The following is a 15254-nucleotide window of genomic DNA, read 5'->3' on the forward strand; positions in this document are numbered from 1 at the left end:
GCAAATCCAAGAACACACCCACCGCGAAACCACCCCACCATCGCCACTAATTCGGCCCCGATTGCCCCCAAGCCGCCAGTGATGACTGGCGGTTTTTTTATGCGCTAACGCCCAACATCGCCACCGCGTGCGCCAAGGCGCACCCTACACAATCACGCACCACAAACCGCATAACCGTAGGGTGTGCAAATCCGCAGGGTTTGCGCACGCGGATACACCGCAAATCCAAGAACACACCCACCGCGAAACCACCCCTCCATCGCCACCGCGTGCGCCAAGGCGCACCAAAATCTATGCGGCGTAGCCAAACAAAACCGCCGGAATAAATCGGGTGGTTGTTTGATATGGCATGCGGCGCAATGCGCTTCGCTTATTGTCGCCCTACAGAAGCATTGCGACGCACGCGGATGCGGCGTGAAATCGCCTCACAGTACTGGGCCGAGCATGGCGATGGTGTTGTTCCAAAAGCGGCGGTGCATCGGCCATTGCTCGACCATTGCGGCGGTGACGGGCTGGCTTTGCGCCAAATAGTGCGCTTGGCGTTGGCGGATATCTTGGCTGATGGCGGCGTCGTACAGCAGGATGTTGTTTTCAAAATTCAGCTCAAAACTACGCCGATCCATATTGGCCGAGCCGATCAGGCTGACTTCACCATCCAGCGTTAGCGTTTTGGCGTGCAAAACGCCGCCGATGTATTCATAGATTTCAACGCCAGCGGCGAGTAATTCGCCGTAATAGCTGTGGCTGGCAGCGGCGACAATCCATGAATCATTGCGGGCAGGGAAAATAATCGTGGTTTTTACGCCGCGCCGCGCGGTGGCGCACAGCGCCGCTTGCATCGCTTCGTCCGGTACAAAATACGGCGTGGTGATAAATAACTCGCGCTGGGCGGCAAACATCAGCGTCACAAACACCTCGGGCATCGCCGAATACTGCAGCGTTGGCCCAGTGCCAATCACTTGGGCGATAAAACCGTCTTCATTGGCCTGCGGGGTGTATTGCGCGTAGCGGCTTAAGTCTTCGTGGGTTTGCGCCATCCAATCGCTCATAAATAACAACTGATTTTGCTGGGCAATCGGGCCAGTGAAGCGCAGCATAATGTCGACCCACGGGGCGAATTTGGCTTTGACCAAAAACGCCGCATCGGCGCAGTTTTGGCTGCCGCAATAGGTGATATTGCGATCAATCACGACGATTTTGCGGTGATTACGCAAATCAATTCGGCCGCGCAATGGCCGCAATAGCGGGTTACCAATCGGCAGCGCCACCGCCACTTGCACCCCAGCGTCTTGCATCGCTTGCCAATGCGGCGAGGCAATCATCAGCCTCGAGCCCAAACCATCGGCCATGGCGCGGCAGGCGACTTTACGCGCGGCGGCGCGTTGCAAGGCGGCGACGACTTTCAGCCCGCTGTGATCGGTGAGCCAGATATAAAAAATCAGATGCACATGCTCGGTGGCGGCGTCGATATCGGCCACGATGGCGTCAATTGCGGCATCAGAGTCCGCCAGCAAAGTCGCGTGATTGCCCGCCACCGGCACAAAGCCATTCACCGATTGGCCAAAACGAAATAGTTGACTAAATCGCTCAGGAATTTGCTGCGGCCATTCTGTGGCTTGCGCCTGCTGCAACACTTGATTCACTTGATGCAAGCGCGCAATGCGGTGCCGACCAATGCTGGTTTCGCCGAGCAAGATATACGCCAATACCCCCAAACCGGGTAGCAGCATAATCACCACAATCCACGCCACCCGCGACGCCGGCTCGCGCTGCGGCCGCAAAATCGCCCGTGCAATAAATAGTAACTGTATCGCGACAAACACCACGGCCAGTATTTGATTCCAATGCATACATCGCTCCCAGCTTGAATATTGGCAATGTTTAGTTTGGTGTTGATGCCGTGCCGCGCTCGTCGGTCTGGGGCTTAAAAACCCGTCTAAGCGCACCGAGTGAGGAAGGGAGACAAACATGTTTCATCGTTTGGCTCACGACAATCGAGGGCATCGGGGACCGATGCGCGCTCGGGTCGCCTTTCTTTCCCCCTTTCTTTGGCGACGCAAAGAAAGGGGTCCCTGTCGCGGACTGCGACTGTAAACAACCGTGCCGCAGGCACTTAAAATCAACAACACGTCATCTAAATCTACTGAATATTTTGATGCTAACACGCCAGAAGTTATGCTGCGGCAAGCGAATACCCATTGTGCGCGCCTGCAGCGCACCAAATCCGTTTCGTCACGGCCGCGTGCTAAACTGCGAGCCTATCTTCAATTTGCGCGGCATCCCTGCCGCCGCCGACTAGGGCCTGCCTATGACTGTACTTACCCGGAAACCACAAGAGAGCTTGCAAGACAGTTTGCAACAAGTCACTCGGCTTTTAGAGCGGCACAAACTCGTGGAAGGGATGGTACATAAGCAAGAAGGCCCCAAGCATGATTTAGTCGAAAAACTCGTCCACCGACAAAATATCACCGAATTACAAATGAAGTTGGCCGCGCTGCATCCGGCCGATATTGCGCATATTTTAGAGGCGCTGCCACACGCTGATCGTTTAATGGTGTGGGGCTTGGTCGATGCTGAAGACGACGGAGAGATTTTGCTCGAAGTCTCCGACGCCGTTCGGGAATCGTTGCTGGCCGATATGGCGCCGCACGAAATGGTTGCCGCCGCTGGGCAACTCGATACCGACGAGCTGGCCGACTTGGTGCCCGATTTACCGAGCGCAGTGCAAAGCGAAGTGCTCGATACCCTCGACGCAGAAGATCGCGCCGAAGTGCAATCGGCGATGTCGTACACCGAAGATCAAATCGGCTCGCTGATGGATTTTGAGATGGTGACGATTCGCGCGGATATTAAGCTTGAAGTCGTCTTGCGCTATTTACGCCGTTTTGACGAGCTGCCTACACATACCGATAAGCTGTTTGTCGTCGACGACAATGACATCCTTAAAGGGGTATTGCCACTTAACCGTTTACTGGTGAGCGACCCAGACAAATACGTTCAAGAAATCATGGCTGACGATGTGGTGGTGTTTCAGCCATTTGACGACGCCGGCGAAGCGGCGCAAGCGTTTGAGCGTTATGACTTAGTCTCAGCTCCTGTAGTGGATAGCAATCACAAAGTGATTGGCCGCATTACGGTGGATCAAATGGTTGACGTGATTCGTGAAGAATCCGACGCCGAAGTGCTGTCTTTAGCCGGTTTGAAAGAGACGAAGATTTATTTTCTAGCGTCGGCAAGGCGGTTAAAAATCGCTGGCCGTGGTTGGCGCTGAATATTTGTACCGCCTTTATCGCCAGCCGCGTGATTGGCTCGTTTGAGGCGACGATTTCGCATTTGGTGGCGCTGGCAGCCTTAATGCCGATTGTGTCGGGGATTGGCGGCAATACCGGTACGCAAACCACCACGCTGATTATTCGCGGTTTGGCGCTGGGGCAAATTCAACCGTCCAATACGCGGATGTTGCTACTCAAAGAATTGGGCATTGCGCTGATTAATGGCCTGATGTGGGGCAGTGTATTGGGCGTGATGGCGTGGGCTTTATATGGCCAGATTGGTCTGGGCTTGGTGATGATGGGCGCGATGATGCTCAATATGATTGTGGCGGCCTTGGTCGGTTTGTTTGTGCCACTAATTATGCAAAAATTCGGCCGCGACCCCGCTTATGGCTCGTCGGTGCTGATTACCGCACTCACCGATAGCCTAGGATTTTTTTATCTTTTTGGGATTGGCGACGATCTTTTTGATGTAAACCAGAGCCAGCAATATGCCAACGTATCGTGAATTAATTATAAACAGTGCCCTAGAGCGCTTTGATGCTCAGGTGTTGCTACTGCATATCGTGCAAAAAAACCGCGCTTGGCTGATTGGCCATGATAGCGAAGCGGCCAGTGAAGATCAGCAAGCAGCGTTTGCCGCTTTGGCAGCGCGGCGACGAGCTGGCGAGCCGGTGGCGTATATCCTTGGTTCGCGTGAGTTTTATGGCCGCGAATTTCAAGTGTCACCCGCCGTGCTGATCCCGCGCCCAGATACCGAATTACTGGTTGAATTGGCGATTGCGCGTGCGCCGCAAGCCGGGCACATCATTGATTTGGGCACGGGTTCGGGCTGCATTCCGATTACGCTCAAACTCGAGCGGCCAGACCTGACGGTGGCGGCGCTGGATATTTCGCCGGCAGCTTTGGCTGTAGCGCACAGCAATGCGGCCGCGCTGGGCGCTGAGGTGCGATTTTTGCCATCGGATTGGCTGGCAGCGGTGGCTGGCGAGCGCTTTGATTTAATCGTTAGCAATCCGCCGTATATTGATGCGGCCGACGTGCATTTAAGCCAAGGCGATTTACGCTTTGAGCCTAGCGGCGCGCTGACTGATGGGCACGATGGTTTGCAGCACTTGGCACACATCATTAGCGCGGCCCGAGCGCAGCTCAAACCTGGCGCTTGGCTGTTGCTAGAACACGGCTGGGATCAAGGCGCGGCGAGCCGCGAATTATTGCAGCAAGCAGGCTTTAGCGAAGTGCAAACGTGGCGTGATTTGGGCGACAATGACCGCGTGAGCGGCGGCCGCTACGGCTAGAAAATCCATGCTCGGTGGGCTTGCCGCTAACTCGGCATGCGCTTACAATACCCGACTAAATCAATCAAGCTTTTGAGGGCATCATGAGTATTCAAGACACTATTCGCCAGCAAGTGACCGACAATTCTGTGGTGTTGTACATGAAAGGCACACCATCGTTTCCACAGTGCGGTTTTTCATCGGGCGCAGTACAAATCCTTAAAAACTGTGGCGTGAGTTTTGCTGCAGTCAATGTCTTGGCCGATGCTGATATTCGCCAAGGCATTAAAGAATACGCCAACTGGCCAACGATTCCACAGTTGTATATCAAGGGCGAATTTGTTGGCGGCTCAGATATTATGAAAGAACTTTACGCCAGCGGTGAATTGCAAACCATGTTGGCCGAATTTAAAGACGCTGAATAATTTTTGAATCATTCAGTAGAAAATGACACAACGCCGTCACCATGACGGCGTTTTTTATGCAGATTACGATGTGAATTTTTACGTTCATCGGCAATTTATAGCTTGATATAGCGCAAGCCCCTCCTATACCCCCTCCCCGCATAATCCCGCAGCCCTTTATTTAATAAGATTGATTATCAATACCCACCACATCAATCGATATTGCCACAGTGTTAGTAAAAATCAATCGGCATGATCTTTATAATTAAATTTCACTATTTAAAAACGCTACATATACTGCAAACAACTTAGTCAAACCAGAGCGCCAGCGATGCTCAATTTGCTTTTCGAATCCTTCATAGCGTTAGAAGAAATCAGCGCTAATTTTGCCGCCAGCCATTAGGAGAAAGACCATGAGCCAATGTCCATTTCAAACCACCACTGCCGGTGCGCAAATTGCCGACAATCAAAACAGCCTGACCGCAGGTCCACGCGGCCCTGTTTTGTTGCAAGATTGGCAATTGCTGGAAAAACTAGCGCATCAAAATCGCGAGCGTATTCCTGAGCGCGTAGTCCACGCCAAAGGCTGGGGCGCGCATGGCACTTTCACCGTAACCCACGATATTAGCCAATACACCAAGGCGAATATTTTTGGCGCTATCGGCAAAAAAACTGACTTACTGGCGCGTTTTTCTACCGTGGCCGGTGAATTAGGCGCAGCGGATGCCGAGCGCGATGTACGCGGTTTTGCGGTGAAGTTTTATACCGAAGAAGGCAATTGGGATTTGGTCGGCAATAATACGCCGGTGTTTTTTATCCGCGATCCGTTGAAATTCCCTGATTTTATCCACACGCAAAAACGCCATCCACGTACGCATTTACGTTCCAATACCGCAATGTGGGATTACTGGTCGTTGTCGCCGGAGTCTTTGCATCAAGTAACAATTTTGTTCTCTGATCGCGGCTTGCCAACCGATGTTCGCCATATGAATGGCTATGGCTCGCACACATTTAGCTTTATTAATGCTAAAAACGAGCGTTTTTGGGTGAAATTTCACTTTAAAACCCAGCAAGGCCATCGCCATTGGACTAATGCTGAGGCGGCTGCCGTCGTCGGGCAAACTCGCGAAAGCACGCAAGAAGATTTATTGAGCGCGATTGATAAGGGTGATTTCCCACGCTGGACAGTTTCGGTGCAAATCATGCCAGAAAGCGACGCCGACAAAACCAGCTACAACCCATTTGATTTAACCAAAGTATGGCCGCACGGCGATTACCCTTTGATCGAAGTCGGCGTGATGGAATTGAACCGCAATTTGGTGAATTATTTTGCCGAGCTAGAACAAGCGTCGTTTAGCCCATCAAATATCGTTCCGGGGATTGGTTTTTCTCCAGACAAAGTATTGCAAGCGCGCTTATTTAGTTATGCCGACGCACACCGTTATCGCCTTGGTACGCATTACGAATCATTGCCAGTGAATGCGCCAAAATGCCCAGTGCATACCTACCATCGCGACGGCGCCATGAACTTTATGCCGATGGATAAAAATCCAGATGCGTATTACGAGCCAAATTCGTTTGGCGGCCCAGTCGCCAACCCTGCCGTGGCTGAGCCAGCGCTTAAAATCAGCGGCGATGCAGATCGCTTTGATCACCGCGAAGGCAACGATGATTATTCGCAACCGCGCGCACTGTGGGCGATGTTTGATGAGGGCCAAAAATCACGCTTGTATAGCAATTTGGCCGCAGGAATGAAGGGCGTACCGGAATTTATCATTGAGCGTCAATTGGGGCACTTTGCTTTGATTCATCCTGATTACGCCGCCGGGGTACGCGCCGCTTTGAAATAAGCTCGTACTCGTCGTATTAAGCCAATCAGCCCGCTTTGTCGGGCTGATTTTTTATCTGAAAGCCCAATCTTTGTTAGCATAGCGAGATTGTTTGATTTTCTTTTGGAGTCGTAATGAGCACCCTCGCTTGTGTCACCGTTGAAACCGCCCCCAATCCAAGCGCCAGCGTGATTTGGCTACACGGCCTTGGCGCTGATGGTAATGATTTTGTGAGCATTGTGCCGGAGCTAGGTCTACCGAGTGATTTAGCGGTACGCTTTATTTTCCCACATGCGCCGATGATGCCGATTACTTGCAATAACGGCTATGTGATGCGCGCTTGGTACGATATTGTGCATTTTGATCAAATTAGCCGCCAAGCCGACATCGCTGGCGTTGAGCAATCCGTAGCAGCGATTCGCGCCTTGATTGCCGGCGAAAACGCCAAAGGGATACCCACCGACCGTATCATTCTGGCGGGCTTTTCCCAAGGCGGTGCCATTGCCTATACCGCGGGCTTAACTCATCCAGAGGCCTTGGCGGGCATTGTGGCGTTGTCGACTTATCTGCCAGCAGAATCTTTACTGACGCCAGCCACGATAGCCGCCAACCAAAATACCCCAGTATTGGCCGCCCACGGCAGCCACGACCCCGTGGTTGGCATTAGCCTCGGTGAAAAAGCCAAACAATTTGTCGCTGATTTAGGGGTGAAAGTCCAATGGCAGACCTACCCAATTCAACATTCGGTTTGCTTGCCGGAGATTCAATTGATTGGCCAGTTTTTGACTAAGTCTTTGGCGTAAATTCACGCCGCCACCGCGTGCGAAAATCTTGCAGATTTGCGCCCCCTACGATTTGGGCAATGTTCAGATTACGTGTTGTTGGGTATTTAATTGCAGTGCTTTATTTACAAAGCTTACCGATCAATACCCAACAAAAACCTCACTAAGTAATGGTGCGCAAGTTTGCGCACGCGGTGAATCGCGATTTAAGCCAAAACAAAATCAGCGATGCGCTGCCCTAAACGCTGGCGATCGGCTTGCCGAGCGAAGGTATGATCGGCATCAGCCCAAGCTTCAAACTGGCAGCAGGGCAAACACGCCGCAACTTGTTCACCCATCTCCACCGGTACTGCGGCATCCGCTTGGCCATGCACCACCAAAGCGGGGACTTCAAGGCTGGCTAAGCCCGAAAACGGCGCGAGTTGCGCCAATTCTTGGCGAAATTGCGCGCTAATCTCTAGCCCTAAAAAATCCACGCCACCGGCAGCGCCCACCTGTGGATTACTCGCCGCCACCGATTCAACTATTTGCGCCAAATTGGCTGCAGGGGCCAATAAGCACAATGAGCGAATCAATGCCGAATCGGCCAATGCGGTTTGTAATGCCACCAAACCGCCCATGCTAAATCCGAGCAAATGCCGTTGATATAGTGGATAGTTTTTAGCTAAATACGCCAATAAATGCTGGGTTTGTGCCGCTTGATTGGCGACCGAAACCTCAGCAAATGCCCCATCACTCTCGCCGCAGCCCAAAAAATCAAAGCGAAACACCGCAATGCCACGTTCAGCCAATACTCGCGCCAAAGTAAAAAAAAAATAAGTGTATTCCACTCGATTGCCAGTAAAGCCATGCAGCATCAATACCGCTTGCTCGGCTTGCTCAGGCAAATGCGCGCTACCGACCAGCTGCATGCCGGCCATTTCAACGTTTAAAGGCGTAATCGCAGTCATATTGGCCTCTTAGCAGCGACTTAAGGCGATTTTGGCTGCCGCCAAAGTGGCATCAATATCGGCATCGCTATGCGCTGCCGAAACAAAACCGGCTTCAAATGCCGATGGGGCTAAATAAACGCCTTGATCGAGCATGGCGTGGAAAAAAGCATTAAATCGGGTGCGATCAGACGCCATCACATCGGCAAATGACGTTGGCACAACTTCGGCGAAATACACACCAAACATACCGCCAACTGACTGCGCGCAAAGTCCGTGATCTTTGCCTAATTCATTTAATCCTGCAACTAACTTCGCCGTTTGTGCGCTTAACTTCGCAAAGAAACCATCTTGTCTAATTTCGGCCAACGTCGCCAATCCTGCAGCAACTGCAACCGGATTTCCCGACAAAGTACCCGCTTGATACACCGGGCCTAAAGGCGCTAAATAGCCCATGATATCGGCACGACCACCGAAAGCTGCCAAAGGCATACCACCGCCAACCACCTTACCCAAGCACGTTAGATCTGGCGTAATACCATGTAGACCTTGCGTGCATTGCAAGCCAACACGGAAGCCGGTCATTACTTCGTCGTCGTAAATCAACACCGCACCATGCTGCGTGGTTAAATTACGCATTGCCGCGACAAATTGTGCGCTCGGCTGCACCATATTCATATTACCAGCGATAGGCTCAACAATAATCGCGGCAATTTCACTGCCTTGTTCGGCAAATAAGGCCTCAAGCGCTGCCACATCGTTGTAAGGTAAGACAATGGTGTCTGCCGCCACCGCAGCCGGCACGCCAGCGGATGATGGATTACCAAATGTCAGCAAACCAGAGCCAGCTTTCACCAACAAGCTATCAGCATGGCCGTGGTAGCAGCCTTCAAACTTGATCAATTTATCGCGACCCGTAAAGCCGCGCGCCAAGCGAATTGCACTCATCGTCGCCTCGGTACCACTCGATACCAAACGAACTTGCTCCAAAGAGGGCAGCATTTCGCACAATACATCGGCAATTGTCACTTCAGCCTCGGTTGGCGCACCAAAACTCATGCCATTTTTAGCGGTATCAATCACCGCATCGATCACTTTTGGGTGTGCATGACCCAAAATCAATGGGCCCCATGAACCGACGTAATCAATGTATTTTTTGCCATCGGCATCCCAAACATAAGCGCCCTCACCCTTGGTAAAAAAGCATGGCGTACCACCCACCGAGCCAAAAGCGCGTACTGGCGAGTTCACACCACCGGGAATATGTTTTTTTCGCCGATTCAAACAGCTGTTCATTGCGTGTAGTCATTTGTTTTTCCTTCTTAAACAATGGGTATATAGATAAAAGCCTTAATTTATAAGCGTTTTATTCATATACCTACTAAAAAATGTAGGCACCTACAACAAAGTACGTAGCAAACAAAAAACAAGAACATTCTTATGCTTTTGGCAAAAAAGACGCAAATGGCATAAAACCACCGCGTTAATACGGCGGCTTACCCGCAACGCACCTCGTTTTTCTTGTGCCAACTGTAAGCTACAGGCGGCACAAACAAATAAAACCCAAAAATCCGCCAAAATCGAAACCAATCGCCCTGCTCACGCCCTCGATTATGCAATAAAGATCCAACAAAGTGGTCGACCAACATCGCTTCATACAATTTTTGTAAGGCGAAACGATGCATTTAGGCTTTGCGCTGGAGGCCAACAAAGAAAAAAAGTTGATTAGAGCTACAAAACACAGACGAAGACTACTTTTAGCATAAAAACCGCCCGCATTAAGACGCAATATTGCCTGTTGGCGACGATTTATCGCGCAATCCGTGCATTGGGTTTGGCAAAAAAGTTCGAAGCTCATGAGCAATCGACGTGTTTAGCTCGAAACACACGCCAATGCTCAATATTTAATCAGTCACGATAAATAGTTACCCACATAGCACTGATTTTTATACGAAAAATGACTATTTAAACGTATTTTACTGCGGGTTTTCAGGCTTGTTTGCCGTGCTGACTTTGCCGTAATAGCTATTTACTATGGCTATATATGATGGGTATCTGAATATATCCCATATAAATAAAGGCGTGGCGATATATGCATCAATATTTTTGAATAAGAATTCTAGTCTACTGTAGCGGTCGTGCTTTGATCGGCAGGATGATTTACGCCATCGTAGATTTTAATATTGGGAATTTGGTATGGATTAACGCCCTCAAGACAACCGACGTTATAGCCATATAGATGCGGATTTGAGCGGCGTTGATGGTGGGTATAAATCCCGCATACTGAGCAAAAATAATGTTTTGCCGTTTGGGTATTAAATTGATACAAGCGCAAAACGGCTTCGCCCTGAATAATTTTAATCCCGGACAACAATACCGAAGCCACCACCGCGCCTTTGCGTCGGCATATCGAGCAATCGCAATGCCGAGGATCAACAATGCCATCGGGCAAATCAATTTCTAAAACCACCGCACCGCAATGACAACTTGCCTTGTGCTTTAGCTGAATTTTTGTTTCGCCAACCTGCTTAATCATTGGATGTCCTCAACTAACGGTATAAACAAGCCGTTGACGGCTGATTGCCTTGCAACGGACAAAAAAATACGAAAGCTACGCCGCATTGATGCTCGGTTTCGATTTCGTACTTTATCAAAGCTTACTAAGTGTCAGTATTCTACTGGGGCCACGCGCTAAACGGGGTAATTGACAGTGCGCTGTTGTAATAACGCGCATCGCCCGAAACTTCTGCACCTAGCCATTCTGGCTGTGGATAAGTGCTATTTTCGCTAGCCAGCTCAAGTTCTGCGACGATTAAGCCGGCATTCTCGCCATGAAACTCATCAATCTCAAAAGTGTGTGGTTCAATGCTGAGTAAATGCCGGGTTTTATCCAAAACCTGTGGGCAGAGTTTGAGTAATTCGACCGCGTCGGCCAGCGGGATTTCGTATTCAAATTCCGAGCGACTAATCCCTGAGTTTTTGCCTTTAATCGTCAAAAATGCCGCGTCGCCTTTCACCCGAACTCGCACCGTACGCTCAGGGTCGGTGCATAAATAGCCTTGCGCGATCCGTGTACTGCGATGCACTTCACTACGCCAAGCATCATTTTTAAGTAAAAATTTTCTTTCGATTTCAACTGCCATTATTCAACAGCCTGTTTAATTTTTGCTGATTCGCGTAAATGATGTGCACCATCGTCGGCTTGGTAGACGTTTTTATTCCAATCGCTGTCGATTTCAAATACGCCCCAATCCTTGTGCTTTTGATCGACCAATGCTTGCCGTGCTTCGTCGGCGCTGCAATACACGCCCATGCCACGATAGAAATTTTCTGGGTCGAGCAAGGCTGTTGGAAAATCTGCGGGTAAATCAGCTTTCGCCGTCCGTCCTGGCGCTGGCTCACTTTGCTGGCTGGCCAAAATCTCTTTAATTTGATTTGGGCCGATGGCGTAAACGCCGCATTGCTTGGCGGTTGGCGCTGTTTCACCACAGGCGGCAAGTAAGGTAAGCAGCAAAATAGGCAGCATGAATTTCATTTTTTTGAATCCTTTTGTATAAAAAATGGGCTATCTCGCAATGGATAGCCCAAAAATTAAAACGGTTTAACAATCACCAAAATCACGATGGCAAATAAAATCAGCACCGGAATTTCATTAAAAAAACGAAACCACACATGGCTGCGGGTATTTTTATTAGCGGCAAAAGCCAATAGCATTTGGCGACAGGCAATATGGTAGCCGACTAAAATTGCGACTAAGGCCAATTTGGCATGCATCCAGCGCCAGCCTTCTCCCATATAAAAGTCATAAAAACCCCAGGTCCAGACACCAAAAATTAACGCCAAAATGCCCAGTGGCGTCATAAATCGATAGAGTTTATGCGCCATCAAATTGAGCCTAGCTAACTCATCGGTCTGCTTGGCCATGGCTAAATTGACAAAAATACGCGGTAAATAAAATAGCCCAGCAAACCAGCTAATTACAAAAATCAAATGTAATGATTTAATCCACAGCACGGTTGTTCCTTATTTGAGCGCCAATACGCGGGCTAACTGCGTTAAGACGCGTTTTTCTTTGGCTTGGGTTTGGGTTTGTTTTTAGCCGCCTCATAGAGCGGCATCACCACCGGGATTTTGGCTTGTAATTCGGCAATCCGCGTATTGCTCGAAGGATGGGTCGACATAAATTCCAGCCCTTTACCTGTGCCTTGCGCGGCCATTTTCTGCCATAAACTCACTGCGGCATTGGGCTGAAACCCGGCACGCGCGGCCAGCTCTAAGCCCATGGCATCAGCTTCGCTTTCATTGGTTCGGCTATTGGGTAATGAGTAACTCACATCCACCAGCGTATTTAAACCGCTGCCAGCAAGATCTTGGTAGGCATCATATTTACCGCCGGTGACGATAGAAAACAGCTGCATACCACCTTGTAAAGCAATGCTTTTGCCGTATTCTTCGCTCATTTTTTCACGGCCATGTTCGCGCAAGGCATGGGCGATTTCGTGGCCCATGATTTGCGCGATTTCATCATCGGTGAGTTTTAAGCGTTCAATAATGCCGGTGTAAAACATGATTTTACCGCCAGACATGCAATAGGCATTGAGCTCAGGGCTTTTTTCTACATTCACTTCCCATTGCCACTGCAAAGCATCGGGACGAAACACCGCCGTTTGCGGAATGAGTCGCTGAGCAATATCGCGCACTCGCCGCACAGTAGGGTCATTACTCGCTAAAAGCTTGCCTTGCGATGCTGATTTTTTAATGGTTTCGGCATAGCTAGCGGCCGACATTTGATCAACTTGCTGACTAGACAGCAGCATGCTTTGTTTACGCGTAGCGCCAACTGCACCAGCGTGGGTGGTACTTACTTGCTGACAGGCCGTTAACATCGAGGCCATGGCTAAACTTAGGATTAAACGTTTCATCGGCCTGCTCCAGCAAAATTAGATTTGCACCATTTCAAAATCATCTTTACGTGCACCGCAATCTGGACAAGTCCAATTCATTGGCACGTCCTCCCACTTCGTTCCCGCTGGAATACCGTCCTCTGGCCGGCCTTCAGCTTCATCGTAAATAAACGCACAGATTAGGCACATATATTTTTTCATTGCGATAAGTCACTCAGAGTGGTTTAGAATTCTAATTTTACCGAACAAAGATAATCTGTGCTTATGAATCCAACGCCACCCACTGTACTAGTTTTTGCTGCGAATGATCCTTCTGGTGGTGCGGGTTTAATGGCCGATGTATTGACCCTTGCCTCGCTGGGTTGCCACACCTTACCAATTATTACCGCCATCACGGTGCAAGACAGCGCTGGCGTGCAAGAATTTCATGCCGTCGATTCTGAAATCGTTGATGAACAAGCGCGCTTTATTTTAGAAGACATCAAAATTGATGTGATTAAAGTCGGCATGGTCGGCAGCGTGGAAAATTTAGCGGTAATTGCTGAAATCGCCTCAGACTATCCGGATATTCCTTTAATTTTAGAGCCGGTATTTAGCATGGGGCGCGGCGAGGAATTATCCAATGAAGAGTTAATTAGTGCGATGCGCGAATTGCTGTTGCCACACACGCATTTGGTAACACCAAACAATACCGAAGCGCGATTACTGGCTTCCGATGATCCCGACGAACAAGAAGAAATGCCACTCGATGCTGCTGCACAACGTATTTTGGAATGTGGTTGCGAGTATGTGTTAATCGCGGGAACGCATGAAAAAACACCAAAAGTGGTCAACACCCTGTATAGCCGCTTAGGCCGAGTGCGTACTGATCAATGGCCACGCTTACCCGGCAGCTACCATGGTGCCGGTGCCACATTGGCCTCAGCGATTGCCGGCGCTCTTGCCAACGGAGCCGAAATCGGTGAAGCGGTAAAAGACGCGCAAGACTTCACTTCGCAAGCGCTATCGGCAGCATTTCGCCCGGGAATGGGGCAATTTGTTCCCGATAGAATGTTCTGGGCGCGCCCTACTGACGAAGAAGCAACCGCTGAAATCGAAGCGGCAATCCGTAAAGAATTAGAGCCACCCACCCAGTCATAGCATGATGTTTCACGTGAAACATCGCGGTATCAACGTGCTCAGCCCGAAATAACATCTCCGTCGCTGGCGCATGTTTATACCGCCTCTTGGATTATTTATGCCACTTCCCCAAGTCATTGTTTTAAACGGCAGCAGCAGCTCTGGTAAAACGGCCGTCGCCAAATTATTACAAGAAATGTTGCCCCAGCAATATCTCAATTTCAGCATCGATAGTGTGCTCTATGCTTTACCAGCCAGCGATTTGCTCAAGATGCAAACCGGCGTTGAAATAACTCGCGCCGGTTACGATTGGCCGAGTTTAGTTCGTGGCTATCATTATTGCTTACCGGCCTTGCTGCAAGCGGGTTGCCGACTATTAGTGGATCATGCTTGGTGTGAGCGCGGCGAGAAGCGCGAGTTGCTCACCGAACTGGCAGGTTATTCAGTGGCTTTAGTTGGCGTGTATTGTAATTCAGAGGTGGCAATGGCACGTGAGCAAGCACGTCAAGATCGGGCGATTGGCTTGGTTGCTTGGCAAAGTGCCCGCGTTCATCAAGATATGCAATACGATTTGAATATTGATACGACAGGTATATCGCCACAAGTTGCAGCTGAAAAGCTATGTAACGACATACTCAAGCATGGTGCATGGACGGGAGCAATCGAAACGCTAGAACACTTGAATATGCTGAACTAAAGCACGATGATAGTAAGGGTCAACTCAGTCTTTCCATTTTA

15 protein-coding genes and 1 pseudogene are annotated in these 15254 nt (G+C 50.0%); 7 read left to right on the plus strand and 9 right to left on the minus strand.

The genetic code is table 11. The features are described from left to right. Positions 1–425: 425 nt before the first annotated feature. Positions 426–1850: a cardiolipin synthase gene (gene cls / locus GKO28_RS08470; protein WP_182075974.1), complete on the minus strand. Its 1425-nt coding sequence runs from the start codon at positions 1848–1850 to the stop codon at positions 426–428. 458 nt (positions 1851–2308) lie between these two features. Here cls and mgtE point away from each other — a divergent pair. The 5 genes and pseudogenes from mgtE to GKO28_RS08495 all read left to right on the plus strand — a co-directional run bounded on the left by mgtE (position 2309) and on the right by GKO28_RS08495 (position 7585). Continuing rightward, positions 2309–3748, plus strand: a pseudogene (gene mgtE, locus GKO28_RS08475) (magnesium transporter). Between the two features lie 15 nt (positions 3749–3763). Continuing rightward, positions 3764–4570, plus strand: a complete 807-nt coding sequence (prmC, locus tag GKO28_RS08480; RefSeq protein ID WP_182075975.1) for a peptide chain release factor N(5)-glutamine methyltransferase — start codon at positions 3764–3766, stop codon at positions 4568–4570. 83 nt (positions 4571–4653) lie between these two features. Further along, positions 4654–4974 carry a Grx4 family monothiol glutaredoxin gene (gene grxD / locus GKO28_RS08485; protein WP_182075976.1) on the plus strand — a complete coding sequence of 107 codons (321 nt, stop codon included), beginning with the start codon at positions 4654–4656 and terminating at the stop codon, positions 4972–4974. A 392-nt stretch (positions 4975–5366) separates the two neighbouring features. Beyond that, positions 5367–6803, plus strand: a complete 1437-nt coding sequence (locus tag GKO28_RS08490) for a catalase (RefSeq protein ID WP_182075977.1) — start codon at positions 5367–5369, stop codon at positions 6801–6803. A 113-nt stretch (positions 6804–6916) separates the two neighbouring features. Next, a complete protein-coding gene (locus GKO28_RS08495) occupies positions 6917–7585 on the plus strand; it encodes an alpha/beta hydrolase (protein WP_182075978.1) in 669 nt (222 codons plus the stop codon). Between the two features lie 185 nt (positions 7586–7770). On the opposite strand, the gene GKO28_RS08500 is transcribed toward GKO28_RS08495, so the two are convergent. From GKO28_RS08500 to GKO28_RS08535, 8 genes are all read right to left on the minus strand, one after another. After that, a complete protein-coding gene (locus GKO28_RS08500; protein WP_182075979.1) occupies positions 7771–8514 on the minus strand; it encodes a S9 family peptidase in 744 nt (247 codons plus the stop codon). 9 nt (positions 8515–8523) lie between these two features. Further along, the gene (gene hemL / locus GKO28_RS08505) at positions 8524–9777 is read right to left on the minus strand and encodes a glutamate-1-semialdehyde 2,1-aminomutase (protein ID WP_247646440.1); all 1254 of its coding nucleotides are present in this window, start codon (positions 9775–9777) and stop codon (positions 8524–8526) included. Positions 9778–10612: 835 nt separating this feature from the next. Then, entirely contained in the window at positions 10613–11029 is a 417-nt protein-coding gene (locus GKO28_RS08510; protein ID WP_182075981.1) for a GFA family protein, read from the minus strand. A gap of 139 nt (positions 11030–11168) precedes the next feature. Continuing rightward, the gene (locus GKO28_RS08515; protein WP_182075982.1) at positions 11169–11636 is read right to left on the minus strand and encodes a CYTH domain-containing protein; all 468 of its coding nucleotides are present in this window, start codon (positions 11634–11636) and stop codon (positions 11169–11171) included. Beyond that, positions 11636–12028 (minus strand): DVU_2496 family lipoprotein, encoded by a 393-nt coding sequence (locus GKO28_RS08520; protein WP_182075983.1) that lies wholly within the window; start codon positions 12026–12028, stop codon positions 11636–11638. Before GKO28_RS08520 ends, GKO28_RS08515 begins: the two co-directional genes overlap by 1 nt. Positions 12029–12084: 56 nt before the next feature. Further along, a complete protein-coding gene (locus GKO28_RS08525; protein ID WP_182075984.1) occupies positions 12085–12507 on the minus strand; it encodes a CopD family protein in 423 nt (140 codons plus the stop codon). A 41-nt stretch (positions 12508–12548) separates the two neighbouring features. Continuing rightward, positions 12549–13415, minus strand: a complete 867-nt coding sequence (locus GKO28_RS08530; RefSeq protein WP_182075985.1) for a M48 family metallopeptidase — start codon at positions 13413–13415, stop codon at positions 12549–12551. 18 nt (positions 13416–13433) lie between these two features. Then, entirely contained in the window at positions 13434–13598 is a 165-nt protein-coding gene (locus GKO28_RS08535; protein ID WP_203564036.1) for a rubredoxin, read from the minus strand. A gap of 63 nt (positions 13599–13661) precedes the next feature. On the opposite strand from GKO28_RS08535, the gene GKO28_RS08540 reads away from it, so the two are divergent. Together GKO28_RS08540 and GKO28_RS08545 are read left to right on the plus strand one after the other, a co-directional pair. Further along, the gene (locus GKO28_RS08540; protein ID WP_182077437.1) at positions 13662–14537 is read left to right on the plus strand and encodes a hydroxymethylpyrimidine/phosphomethylpyrimidine kinase; all 876 of its coding nucleotides are present in this window, start codon (positions 13662–13664) and stop codon (positions 14535–14537) included. Between the two features lie 97 nt (positions 14538–14634). Next, entirely contained in the window at positions 14635–15213 is a 579-nt protein-coding gene (locus GKO28_RS08545; protein ID WP_182075986.1) for a chloramphenicol phosphotransferase CPT family protein, read from the plus strand. Positions 15214–15254 lie beyond the last annotated feature (41 nt).

Source organism: Deefgea sp. CFH1-16, from assembly GCF_016881365.1.
Taxonomy (GTDB): Bacteria; Pseudomonadota; Gammaproteobacteria; order Burkholderiales; family Chitinibacteraceae; genus Deefgea.

Excerpts from the sequence above, each read along its gene's own strand:
- cls (WP_182075974.1), bottom strand. The coding sequence starts at position 1,850 with ATGCATTGGAATCAAATACTGGCCGTGGTGTTTGTCGCGATACAGTTA.
- prmC (WP_182075975.1), top strand. The coding sequence starts at position 3,764 with ATGCCAACGTATCGTGAATTAATTATAAACAGTGCCCTAGAGCGCTTT.
- grxD (WP_182075976.1), top strand. The coding sequence starts at position 4,654 with ATGAGTATTCAAGACACTATTCGCCAGCAAGTGACCGACAATTCTGTG.
- GKO28_RS08490 (WP_182075977.1), top strand. The coding sequence starts at position 5,367 with ATGAGCCAATGTCCATTTCAAACCACCACTGCCGGTGCGCAAATTGCC.
- GKO28_RS08495 (WP_182075978.1), top strand. The coding sequence starts at position 6,917 with ATGAGCACCCTCGCTTGTGTCACCGTTGAAACCGCCCCCAATCCAAGC.
- GKO28_RS08500 (WP_182075979.1), bottom strand. The coding sequence starts at position 8,514 with ATGACTGCGATTACGCCTTTAAACGTTGAAATGGCCGGCATGCAGCTG.
- GKO28_RS08510 (WP_182075981.1), bottom strand. The coding sequence starts at position 11,029 with ATGATTAAGCAGGTTGGCGAAACAAAAATTCAGCTAAAGCACAAGGCA.
- GKO28_RS08515 (WP_182075982.1), bottom strand. The coding sequence starts at position 11,636 with ATGGCAGTTGAAATCGAAAGAAAATTTTTACTTAAAAATGATGCTTGG.
- GKO28_RS08520 (WP_182075983.1), bottom strand. The coding sequence starts at position 12,028 with ATGAAATTCATGCTGCCTATTTTGCTGCTTACCTTACTTGCCGCCTGT.
- GKO28_RS08530 (WP_182075985.1), bottom strand. The coding sequence starts at position 13,415 with ATGAAACGTTTAATCCTAAGTTTAGCCATGGCCTCGATGTTAACGGCC.
- GKO28_RS08535 (WP_203564036.1), bottom strand. The coding sequence starts at position 13,598 with ATGAAAAAATATATGTGCCTAATCTGTGCGTTTATTTACGATGAAGCT.
- GKO28_RS08540 (WP_182077437.1), top strand. The coding sequence starts at position 13,662 with ATGAATCCAACGCCACCCACTGTACTAGTTTTTGCTGCGAATGATCCT.
- GKO28_RS08545 (WP_182075986.1), top strand. The coding sequence starts at position 14,635 with ATGCCACTTCCCCAAGTCATTGTTTTAAACGGCAGCAGCAGCTCTGGT.